At 59.1% G+C, this 11,541-nt stretch carries 8 protein-coding genes; 2 read left to right on the top strand and 6 right to left on the bottom strand.

The window, feature by feature from the left end; genetic code table 11:
• The 4 genes from EOL43_RS14040 to EOL43_RS14025 all read right to left on the bottom strand — a co-directional run.
• The coding region (locus EOL43_RS14040; RefSeq protein ID WP_338068780.1) for a lysylphosphatidylglycerol synthase transmembrane domain-containing protein at nucleotides 1–532 on the bottom strand (532 nt) is incomplete at its 3' end.
• A 124-nt stretch (nucleotides 533–656) separates the two neighbouring features.
• Nucleotides 657–1,793 carry a PQQ-dependent sugar dehydrogenase gene (locus EOL43_RS14035; protein ID WP_133489538.1) on the bottom strand — a complete coding sequence of 379 codons (1,137 nt, stop codon included), beginning with the start codon at nucleotides 1,791–1,793 and terminating at the stop codon, nucleotides 657–659.
• A 130-nt stretch (nucleotides 1,794–1,923) separates the two neighbouring features.
• Entirely contained in the window at nucleotides 1,924–2,553 is a 630-nt protein-coding gene (locus EOL43_RS14030; RefSeq protein ID WP_133489537.1) for a 3-oxoacid CoA-transferase subunit B, read from the bottom strand.
• A 3-nt stretch (nucleotides 2,554–2,556) separates the two neighbouring features.
• Nucleotides 2,557–3,270 carry a CoA transferase subunit A gene (locus tag EOL43_RS14025; protein ID WP_133489536.1) on the bottom strand — a complete coding sequence of 238 codons (714 nt, stop codon included), beginning with the start codon at nucleotides 3,268–3,270 and terminating at the stop codon, nucleotides 2,557–2,559.
• A 184-nt stretch (nucleotides 3,271–3,454) separates the two neighbouring features.
• Between EOL43_RS14025 and EOL43_RS14020 the strand changes: the two genes are divergently transcribed.
• Nucleotides 3,455–5,338, top strand: coding sequence for an SLC13 family permease (locus EOL43_RS14020; RefSeq protein WP_133489535.1), 1,884 nt, complete (start codon nucleotides 3,455–3,457; stop codon nucleotides 5,336–5,338).
• A gap of 83 nt (nucleotides 5,339–5,421) precedes the next feature.
• Here the strand turns inward: EOL43_RS14020 and EOL43_RS14015 are convergent, their stop codons facing one another.
• Together EOL43_RS14015 and topA are read right to left on the bottom strand one after the other, a co-directional pair.
• The gene (locus EOL43_RS14015; protein WP_240686564.1) at nucleotides 5,422–5,883 is read right to left on the bottom strand and encodes an MAPEG family protein; all 462 of its coding nucleotides are present in this window, start codon (nucleotides 5,881–5,883) and stop codon (nucleotides 5,422–5,424) included.
• Nucleotides 5,884–6,012: 129 nt separating this feature from the next.
• Nucleotides 6,013–8,574, bottom strand: a complete 2,562-nt coding sequence (gene topA / locus EOL43_RS14010) for a type I DNA topoisomerase (RefSeq protein WP_133489533.1) — start codon at nucleotides 8,572–8,574, stop codon at nucleotides 6,013–6,015.
• Nucleotides 8,575–8,884: 310 nt separating this feature from the next.
• On the opposite strand from topA, the gene EOL43_RS14005 reads away from it, so the two are divergent.
• A complete protein-coding gene (locus EOL43_RS14005) occupies nucleotides 8,885–11,419 on the top strand; it encodes an ATP-dependent helicase (RefSeq protein ID WP_240686565.1) in 2,535 nt (844 codons plus the stop codon).
• Nucleotides 11,420–11,541: the final 122 nt, after the last annotated feature.

Genomic DNA, 11,541 nt, shown 5'->3' with positions numbered 1-11,541 from the left:
TACGCCGCCCTACTGGCCCACTTTTGCGCCGCCCTTGACAGGTGGTCGAGAAGGCTAGCGCCAGACCAAGGATCAGTGCCATCGCGGTTAGATCCGATGCCCGGTCGATCAAGACCAGAGGCGCCGTGCGCTCGAAGCTCCAGCCGGTTTCGCGCTTCAGCCAGCGCATCCGCACCAGCTCACCCACGCGGCCCGGGGTGACGGACATGGCAAAGCCGCCAAGGAAGTGCCGGATGTCCTGAACCAGCCCCGTGGGCAGGCCCAGTTTGCGGGCGAAGACGTGCCAGCGGAGGCCTCGAAATAGGTAGTTTACAAGGCTCAGCGCCAGAAGAATGGCGAACTGTCCCCACGACAGTTTCATCAGCTGCGCGCGGGTTTCTTCCCAGCCAGTCGCCGCGGCCAGCCCGATCAGGCCCGCCAGCACCAGCCCGAAAAGGCCCAGCAAAACAAGCGTATCCCGCAGCCGCTTGTTGGGGGCTGGGCGGGCTGATTGTTTCCCTGTGGTGGACGATGCCATATTTGCGCTGCTCATTGTCATTGCCGACTTATCGCCGGGGATTGAGGCGAGATTATGAAAGCTGCATAGCAATTACGAGGGGAAAAGTGGGGCAATTCGCCCACCCATGCCACTTGTTCGAGGTCGCGGGGCGGGGGGCTTAGTTTGGCGTTAAGCGCAACAGGCGGCCTCGGCGTCCGTCCTCAAGCACCCACAGCGCACCTTCTGGGCCCTGTTCGACTTCGCGCACCCGTTCGTCCCAACTATACCGCTCAAGCTCCTGCGCGCCGTCTTTGTCCAAGGAGACACGGATCAAGGCGCGGCTGACGAGGCCTCCGATCAGTGCCTGACCTTGCCATTCGGGAAATAGCTCGCCCGAGTAAATCACCAGCCCCGAGGGCGCGATGCTGGGCACCCATGCGGCTTTGGGGGCGGTCAGATCCGGGCGGGTATCGTGATCGGGGATCCTAAATCCGCTGTAGTGGTTGCCCTCGGACACCAGCGGCCAGCCATAGTTGCGGCCCGGCTCGATTAGGTTCAGCTCGTCCCCGTGGCGCGGTCCCATCTCATGCGCCCATAGCTGCCCCGTGGCGTCAAAGGCGATGCCCAGTGAGTTGCGATGGCCCAGCGTCCAGAAGGTTTTGGCCAACTCGCCGTGCTCCTGAAAGGGATTGTCTGTCGGCACGGATCCATCGTCGTTCAAGCGAATGAGCTTGCCCAAAGCCTGCGTCATGTCTTGCGCCGGGTCCAATTCTTGCCGGTCGCCCGAGGTGATGAACAGCTTGCCCTCATGCGGCCCGTTCGCGGGTCCAAATGCCAAGCGGTGCGAGAAATGCCCGCGGCCCGAATAGGCGGGAAACTGGCGCCAGATTTCTTCGTGATCCGTGAGCGTCGGCTCTGCAGAGAGATCCAGCCGCGCGCGGATCACTACGGCTTGGCGCGTGCCGGATTGCTTGCCTGCGTCCACGTAAGACAGGTAAATAAAACTGTTTTCGGCAAAGTCGGGATGTGGCACCACATCCCCCAAGCCACCTTGCCCTCCATCCAGAACGCGCGGTACCCCGGCAACCTGAAAGCGCGCACCATCTTGCCCGACCAGCCACAACCGACCCGGCTTGGTGGTTACCAAAAGCCGACCGTCGGGCAGGAAACTCATGGCCCACGGGTGGTTGAACTGGGTGATGCTTCGGGCCTGCACGCGCCCGCCCTGATCGCCATCGATTTGAAATGCGCTCGCGGTGAGCGGCAGCAGAAAGAGGCCAAGACAAGCGGCGCTAAGGGCAAGAAGACGTTTCATATCACACCAAGGGGTTGCGAAAACTGATGGGTGAATGATGCCTCTTGATGCGCTATCCGCCCAAGTCAAAAAGACGCGAGCGCATAAAAAAAGCCCCCGAGACGGGGGCTTTTCAAAGCTGTAAAGGCGCTTAGTTGACGATGGTCGCCTCGGTCGCGGCGCGCAGCTCGTCTTCGGTCACGCCCTCGGCGGTCTCGACGATTTTCAAGCCGCCTTCGACCACATCCAGCACACCCAGATTGGTGATGATGCGGTCCACAACCGATTTGCCGGTCAGGGGCAGGGTGCATTCTTTCAGCACCTTCGAGTCGCCATGTTTGTTGGTGTGATCCATCACGACCACCACGCGGCCAACACCGGCCACAAGGTCCATCGCGCCGCCCATGCCTTTCACCAGCTTGCCGGGGATCATCCAGTTGGCGAGGTCGCCGTTTTCAGCCACTTCCATCGCGCCAAGGATTGCCATGGCGATCTTACCGCCACGGATCATGCCGAAGCTCATCGAGCTGTCGAAATAGGCGGTCTGGGGCAGTTCGGTGATGGTCTGCTTACCTGCGTTGATCAGGTCGGCGTCGATCTCGTCCTCGGTCGGGAAGGGGCCCATGCCCAGCATGCCGTTTTCCGACTGAAGCGTCACGGTGACGCCTTCCGGGATGTAGTTCGACACCAGCGTCGGGATACCGATGCCAAGGTTCACATACCAACCGTCTTGCAGTTCCTGTGCCGCGCGGGCGGCCATTTGATTGCGGTCCCAAGCCATGTCTTAAGCCTCCCGGATGGTGCGTTGTTCGATGCGCTTCTCGTGCTCGCCCTGAATGATGCGATGCACGTAGATGCCGGGCAGATGGATCGCGTCGGGATCCAGCGAGCCGGTCGGCACGATCTCTTCCACCTCGACCACGCAGGTCTTGCCACACATAGCAGCCGGCGGGTTGAAGTTGCGGGCGGTCTTGCGGAAGACAAGGTTGCCGGTTTCATCGGCTTTCCATGCCTTCACGATGGACAAATCGGCAAAGATGCCGTTTTCCATGATGTAGGTTTCCATCTCGCCATTCGGGCCGGTGGGGAAGTCTTTGTGTTCCTTGCCCTCGGCGATCACGGTGCCAACGCCGGTCTTGGTGTAGAAGCCGGGGATGCCGTGGCCAGCTGCGCGCATACGCTCGGCCAGAGTGCCCTGCGGGTTAAACTCCAGCTCCAGCTCGCCCGACAGGTATTGGCGCATGAACTCGGCGTTTTCGCCCACATAGGACGAGATCATTTTGCGGACCTGCTTGGTCTGCAGCAGGATGCCAATGCCAAAATCATCAACGCCAGCGTTGTTCGAGGCGAAGGTCAGGTCCTTCACACCGCTTTCCTTGATGGCCTCCAGCAGAAGCTCGGGGATGCCGCACAGGCCAAAGCCGCCGGCGGCAATCAGCATGTCGTCCGACAGAAGCCCGTCCAGAGCTTCGGCGGCGCTGCCATATACCTTGTTCATGAAAGTTACCTCTCGTCATTTCTGCGCAAGTTCTGGCGTGGTGGCGGTGTGCTGTCAACGAAACAGGGGCAAAAATGACGGTTTCGAGTATTTCTACCCAGTCGATATTGCGATCTGTTGCGCAATTTTATTGCGCCGCGACATATTCTGCTCACAATAAGATAACACGGGCAACGGAGGGCAAATGGAGCAGTTGGTATTTACATTTGAGATGGGCGTCGTCTGCGCCATGTTGGGGTTCACAGTATTCCTATTTGTCTCCGAGATTGTACGAATAGACTTGGCGGCGATCCTCGTTCTGGTGATCCTGGGCATCCTCAGTTACCATCCAACGCTCACCAATCTTGCCGATGTCAATCAGCTGTTCAACGGATTTGCTTCGAACGCGGTAATTTCGATCATTGCGGTGATGATCGTGGGGGCCGGGCTGGATAAGACCGGGATCATGAACAAGGTGGCCGCGACGATCATGCAGCGTGGGGGCGCGTCCGAGAAGCGGATCCAGCCTATTGTCGCGGGCACTGTAGGGGTGATCTCAAGCTTCATGCAGAACGTAGGCGCGGCGGCACTGTTTCTTCCGGTGATCAGCCGGATCTCAACACGGTCGGGCATTCCTATCAATCGTCTGGCAATGCCGATGGGGTTTTGTGCGATCCTTGGTGGCACGATGACCATGGTGGGGTCGTCGCCGCTTATTTTGCTGAATGACCTTCTGCAAACCGCCAATGCAAGCCTGCCCGAGGGGCAGAAGATGGAGCTTTTCGGTCTGTTCGCTGTGGCTCCGGTCGGCGTTGTGCTGGTCCTCACTGGGATTTTCTATTTCTTGCTGCTGGGGCGGTGGGTGCTGCCTGAAAGCGGCTCGGTCAGCGACAGTTCGGTGGGGCAGGGCACGTCGGATTACCTTAAGCGTGTCTATGGCCTGACCGCGTCGGTCTATGAGGTCGAAGTGCCGGCGGACAGTCCGCTGGTGGGGCAGATCTTGGCGGATGTGAATCTGGAAAACCACCTCTACATCATTTCAACCTTCTATCGCGGCAAGACCTCGATGGTGCAGGTTCTGACGGCTGAAATTGCGGCGCCGTGCCGTTTGGCGATCATCGGCAAAAAGGACGAGTTAGACCGATTTGCCGAGAAATACGGACTGACTGTGCGCCCCCAACTGGATGTGTTTACGGAAGAGTTTGCCCCTACAAACGCGGGTATTGCTGAACTTGTGATCCCGCCGGAAAGTGATCTTATTGGCAAATCCCCGCGTGAGCTGCTGCTGCGCAAAACCTTTGGGCTGTCCTTGTTGGCGATCCACCGGCGGGAAGAAACGTTAAGCCATGTTGAAACCGATGATCACGAGCCCACCGCCATTGGTGTCGAGAAGTTCGAGCTGGGCGACATGCTGGTCGCGCACACCCGCTGGGACAATCTGACCCGCCTGCAGGGCAATCAGAATTTCGTCATCATGACCTCGGATTTCCCGCAAGAGGAGCTTCGTCCACACAAGGTGGGCTGGGCGATGCTGTTTTTTGCAGTCTCGCTATCGCTCATCCTGTTCACCGATGTACGCCTGTCGCTGTGCCTGCTGACTGGGGCTGTCGGAATGCTGTTGTCGCGGGTGTTGTCGATAGACGAGGCCTATAACGCAGTGGGATGGAACACGGTGTTTCTTCTGGCCTGCCTGATCCCGTTGGGGCAGGCGGTACAAAACACCGGAACAGCCGAATGGATTGCGCAGCAGATTTTAACCACGCTGGATGGTTGGCCAATCTGGTCTCTTCAAGCCGGGATTGCAGTGCTGGCCACTGGGTTTTCGCTGGTGATGTCCAACGTTGGCGCCACAGTTTTACTTGTGCCCTTAGCGGTGTCTATCGCCGTGGCGGCAGGGGCCAGCCCTGCGCTGTTTGCCCTGACGGTGGCAATCTCGACGTCGAATTCTTTCATCATCCCGACCCATCAGGTGAATGCGCTGATCATGGGGCCAGCGGGGTACAAGGTAAAAGACTTCGTCAAAGCGGGCGGGATAATGACAATCCTGTTTCTTGTGATCTCACTGATCATGCTGAACCTCGTGTTCTGATCATAGGATGGAGGGTCAACGAAACAGGCCGCTATTGCCGGGGCGAGGGCAATTCACCCTGCCAGGCTAGGTAGCGCGAATTGTTAGCTCGCAAGTGCTATGGCAAGCGCATGCAAGGCCATGTAGATCACGATCAGCGACCCGGTGGTATAGAATGTCGCCCGGACCTCGTGTGTTTGCTTGGTGGCATAGGCGACGAAATGGGCCAGGCGCGCCGCAACAAAGCCATACATAAGCAGTTGCGCCAACAGCAGGCTGGGATCGGTCACCACGAACAGAAGCCCCGCGATCAGGAATGCGGGAATGTTCTCAAGATCATTACGGTGCATGCGGCGCGAGCGGTCGACATAGTCGTTCACGTCCAATTGTTCCGGGCGCGGGTCGGTGTTCAGAATGCCTTTTTGCACGTCTTCCGGACTGGCAAGGCCGCTGTTGCTTTTCATCATCCGATAGACCGTCATCCAGCCTTGCCCCATGATCTTAAGCACCATCAGTGCCGCGGCGATCACGTAGGTCTCAAAAACGGGGTTTGTTAAATCCAGCATGTCCAAACTATCCTTGAAATACGGCGTCGCACGGCGAAACTGCCAATCGCCGGATCAACGATAGGGACAAATACTAAGTGAGGCAAATTGCGGTACGCGGAGCCGGATTTGCAACCCGGCTCTCGCAGGTTAGCTGGCCTTTTTCTTGGCAGCTGCCTTCTTCTTCGGTGCCGCCTTCTTTTTAGCAGGCTTCTTCTTCGCAGCCTTTTCCGCGATCCAGCCCACGGCCATTTCCATGGTGACGTCAGCGGGGGCGACCTCTTTCGGGATGGTGGCGTTTACCTTGCCCCATTTCACGTAAGGCCCATAGCGCCCGTCCAGCACGTTTACTGGTCCGCCTTCTTCCGGGTGTTCGCCCAGTTCCTTCAGCGGCTTGGCGGCAGCGGCCCCACGACGGCCCGGGTTGGCGCGCTTGTCGGCCAGAAGTTCAACCGCGTGGTTCATGCCCACGTCGAACATCTCGGTCCATTGTTTGAGGCTCACGTACACGGGCTTTTCGTCATCCGGGAACTTGTGCATCAGATAGGGACCAAACCGGCCAAGGTTCGCAGTGATGCGGCCACCTTCCGGGTGGTCGCCCACATGGCGCGGCAGCGACAAAAGCTGCAGCGCGCGTTCCAGATCGGTTTCCTCTTTCGGCCAACCGCCATTGCGGGCCTGCGGCAGCGAGGTGCGCTTGGGGCGCTTGTTTTCAGGCGTGGCTTCTCCGCGCTGGACATAGGGGCCATAGCGGCCATCCTTCAGCCAGATCTCATCATCGCCATCGGTGCCCAGAAGCTTCTCTTCGCCCTCGGCGCCTTCGCCTGCGATGGGGCGGGTATAGTTACATTCCGGGTAGTTGCCACATCCCACGAAGCCGCCGGTGCGCGACGTCTTCAGGTGTAGCTGACCGGTGCCGCATTTCGGGCAGATGCGCGGATCGGTCCCGTCTTCGCGCGGCGGGTAGAGCTGGGGCGCAAGGGCCGCGTCCAGCTTGTCCAGCACTTCGGAAATCCGCAGCTCAGACGTCTCGGCAATCGCGGCCGAGAAATCCCGCCAGAAGCGCGCCAGCACTTCCTTGTAATCCATGTCACCCGCCGAAATCTCGTCGAGTTCCTCTTCCAGGTTCGCGGTGAATTCGTACCCTACATACTGGCGGAAGAAGTTCATCAGGAAGATCGTGACGATCCGGCCTTTATCCTCGGGGAACAGGCGGTTCTTGTCCTTGCGAACGTACTCGCGGTCTTGGATCGTGGTAATCACCGACGCATAGGTCGAGGGACGGCCGATACCCAGCTCTTCCATGCGTTTGACCAGCGTTGCTTCGGTATAGCGGGGCGGCGGCTGGGTGAAGTGCTGCTCGGGCGAAATGGTCTTCTTGTCGGCCTTCTCGCCTTCCATGATCTGCGGCAGACGCTTGTCGTCATCGTCCACCACCTGATCGTCACGGCCTTCTTCATAGACCTTCAGGAAGCCTTCGAACACAACGACTTGGCCGGTGGCGCGCAGCACAACCTGGCCGTCATCAGAACCCACATCCACGCTGGTGCGTTCGAACTTGGCGCTTTCCATCTGGCTGGCCAGCGTCCGCTTCCAGATCAGGTCATAGAGCTTGCGCTGATCGGGTTCCAGCTTCGCCAGATCGTTTGCAGACACGGTCATATCCGTCGGGCGAATACATTCGTGCGCTTCCTGCGCGTTCTTGGCTTTGTTTTTGTAGATGCGCGGGTTGGCCGGGATGAAATCCTTGCCATACCGGTCGCTAATCGCATCACGGGCAGCCGCCACGGCCTCGGGTGCCATGTCGATGCCGTCGGTCCGCATATAGGTGATGTACCCCGCTTCATAGAGGCGCTGGGCGGTCGACATGGTCTGACGCGCGCCAAAGCCGAACTTACGGCTGGCTTCCTGCTGCAGGGTCGAGGTCATGAAGGGCGGCGAGGGGTTGCGGGTGGCAGGCTTCGCTTCCACCGACTGAACCGACAGATCGCGCGAGGTGATGGCCTGCACGGCCAGCTCGGCGGCGGTTTCGTTTTCAAGGTCGTACCGGTCAAGCTTTTGGCCGCCTAGAACCGTCAAACGGGCCTCAAACTCTTGCCCGCGCGGCGTCTGCAGAAGCGCCTTCACCGACCAATATTCACGAGCGTTGAACGCCTCGATTTCTTCCTCACGCTCGACGATCAGGCGCAGGCAGACCGATTGCACGCGACCTGCGGAGCGCGCGCCGGGCAGTTTGCGCCACAGAACCGGCGACAGGTTGAAGCCCACCAGATAGTCCAGCGCACGGCGGGCCAGATAGGCCTCGACCAGATCGCTGTCCACGTCGCGCGGGTTCTGCATGGCCTCGGTCACGGCGGATTTGGTGATCGCGTTGAAGACCACGCGGCTGACCGGCGTGTCTTTCTTCAACGCACGGCGCTTGCGCAAAGCTTCCTCCAAGTGCCACGAAATCGCTTCCCCTTCGCGATCGGGGTCGGTAGCAAGGATCAGGTTGTTGTCGTCTTTCAGGGCATCGGCAATGGCGCGCACATGCTTGGCGCTGTCGCGGCCGACCTCCCACGTCATGGCGAAATCATTGTCGGTGTCGACCGAGCCATCTTTGGGCGGCAGGTCACGGACGTGGCCGTAGGACGCCAGTACCGTATAGTCCGAGCCAAGGTATTTGTTGATGGTCTTAGCTTTGGCCGGGCTTTCAACGACGACTACGGGCATGAACTTCCTCTCGACTCAGTCAGGCTGCGCAATACCAGCCCTGTTCTTGAGGGCGTTAGATGGGTTGGGAAAGGGCGACTTGTCAATGGGCACTCTTCTTATATAGGGTCGCATTTCGCCGCGCCCCCTTTAGGGGGCGGAAAGTTGTGGGCGTTTTTGCAGGGCAGTTGGAACAGATGTGGAACACGCTCTTCCCCTGTGGCGATGGCGTTGCTAAGAAGAGCCTATGAGCAGCATTGAGAATGACGACCTGATTGATGATTCCGATGACGGGGTAGGGGCGCCGAATGTCCCGCTGTCGCAGCGTGCGATGGGGGCGGCTTTGGGGGCACGCTCCGCACCCTATATGGGCGGCCTGAACCCCGCCCAACGCGAGGCGGTTGAGACGTTGAACGGCCCTGTATTGATGCTGGCGGGCGCGGGCACGGGCAAGACCAAAGCTCTGACCACCCGCATCGCCCACCTACTGACCACCGGGTCCGCGCGGACCAATGAAATCTTGGCCGTGACCTTTACCAACAAGGCCGCGCGCGAGATGAAGGAACGGGTCGCGGGGCTGCTGGGGCAGACGGTCGAGGGGATGCCGTGGATGGGTACCTTCCACTCGATCTGCGTGAAGCTGTTGCGCCGTCATGCCGAGCTGGTCGGGCTGAAAACTAACTTCACAATTCTGGACACGGATGACCAGATCCGGCTTTTGAAACAGCTGATTGTTGCAGAGGGAATTGATGTCAAAGAGCTCCCTCCAAGAGCGCTGGCAAGCGTGTTGGATAAATGGAAAAACCAAGCTGACCCTCATGAGCGAGTTACGAAAGATCTGGAGCGCAACGGCTGGGGGGCAAACGTATATAATCAGTACTGCGAAGCGGAAGAGATTTGCTTTCGGCCAAATGGGCCAAAACCTATACTGGATATCGCTTTCCTGACTGAACTTGTTGAGAGTTTACCCTCAGACGCTCCCCCAGATTCAGTGCACCAATATGCCGCTGTAATTCAAAGTTGGTTTGATTGTGAGAAAGACCCAAAGAGATTAATCTCTTCTATTGAGTTTAACGGGGTGGGCGCTGCCTTCTATCCGCAATACCAAGAGCGTTTAAAGACATTGAACGCCTGTGATTTTGGCGACTTACTTCTGCATATGGTCATGATATTCCAGAAGCACCATGACGTGCTGACCAAATATCAAAGCTGGTTCAAGTACATCCTCGTCGACGAATACCAAGACACGAACGTCGCCCAATATCTCTGGCTTAAACTCCTTGCCATGGGGCACAAAAATATCTGCTGCGTGGGCGATGATGACCAGTCGATCTATGGCTGGCGCGGGGCCGAGGTGGGCAATATCTTGCGGTTTGAAAAGGATTTTCCGGGCGCGAAGGTGGTTCGGCTTGAACAGAACTATCGCTCGACTGCGCATATTTTGGCGGCTGCGTCTGGCGTGATCGCGGGCAACGCGGATCGTCTGGGAAAAGAGCTATGGACCGAGGCCGAGGGCGGCGAGAAGGTGCGCCTGATCGGCCATTGGGATGGTGAGGAAGAAGCGCGTTGGGTCGGTGAAGAAATCGAGGCGATGCAATCGGGCACACGGGGCAGGGCGGGGATGTCTCTGGACGATATGGCGATCCTTGTGCGTGCCTCGCACCAGATGCGCGCGTTTGAGGATCGCTTCCTGACCATCGGCTTACCCTATCGCGTCATCGGCGGCCCGCGATTCTATGAGCGGCTCGAGATCCGGGATGCCATGGCCTATTTCAGACTGGCTGTCTCGCAGGACGATGATCTGGCGTTTGAACGCATCGTCAACACGCCCCGCCGCGGCTTGGGCGACAAGGCGGTGCAGACGATCCAGATGCTTGCCCGCACCAATGGCGTCTCGCTGGTCGAAGGCGCGCGGATTGCGGTGGAAAGCGGGGCGATCAAGGGCAAGGGCGGCAAGGGGCTGGCCGAGCTGGTTGGGAACCTCGACCGTTGGTTCAACCAACTGCGCGCCGAGGAAGACACCCATATCGAACTGGCCGAGATGATACTTGAGGAGTCGGGCTACACAACGATGTGGCTGAACGACAAGACGCCCGAGGCACCCGGGCGACTTGAGAACCTTAAGGAATTGGTGAAGGCGCTGGAAAGCTTTGAAAACCTTCAGGGTTTTCTGGAACATGTCAGCCTGATCATGGACAATGACACGGAAGACGCCGAGGAGAAAGTCACGATCATGACCCTCCACGCGGCCAAAGGGTTGGAGTATCCCGCCGTGTTCCTGCCGGGCTGGGAGGACGGGCTGTTCCCGTCCCAGCGCTCGATGGATGAAAGCGGGCTCAAGGGGCTCGAGGAAGAACGACGGCTGGCCTATGTGGGCATCACGCGGGCCGAGGAGGTCTGCACGATTTCCTTCGCTGCGAACCGTCGCGTTTACGGGCAATGGCAGTCGCAATTGCCCTCGCGCTTTGTGGATGAACTCCCGGAAGAACATGTTGAAGTGCTGACCGCGCCGGGCCTTTACGGGGGCGGTTATGGCGGCATGTCGGGCGATTACGGCGGGTCGCGTCTGGAAGAGAAAGCCAGCCGGGCGGATGCGTATAACTCGCCCGGCTGGAAGCGGATGCAGGCGCAGGGGAACTTGCGCACCAAACCTGCCCCCAACGAGGCGAAAGGCCTTGTGATCGACGCGACGGCCGTGTCGTCCTTTACGCAAGGAGACCGCGTGTTCCACACCAAGTTTGGCTATGGCACCGTGATGGGCATCGAGGGCGATAAGCTGGATATCGAGTTCGACAAGGCGGGCGCGAAGAAAGTCGTGGCCAAGTTCATCGTGCCAGCCGCGCAAGCGGGCGACGTTCCCTTCTAAACACATCAGACATTCCGAAAAAGAAAAACGGCGCCGCTCGGGAGGAGGAGAGCGACGCCGTTTCCTATTTGGTCGGACCTCTGGGAGGAGGAGCGAGGTCCGGCGCTGTGACCCGGGTCGGG

The sequence above is a fragment of the Aliiroseovarius marinus genome, assembly GCF_004360145.1.
Classification (GTDB): Bacteria; Pseudomonadota; Alphaproteobacteria; order Rhodobacterales; family Rhodobacteraceae; genus Aliiroseovarius; species Aliiroseovarius marinus.
This window is presented reverse-complemented; position numbering and strand designations above follow the sequence as displayed.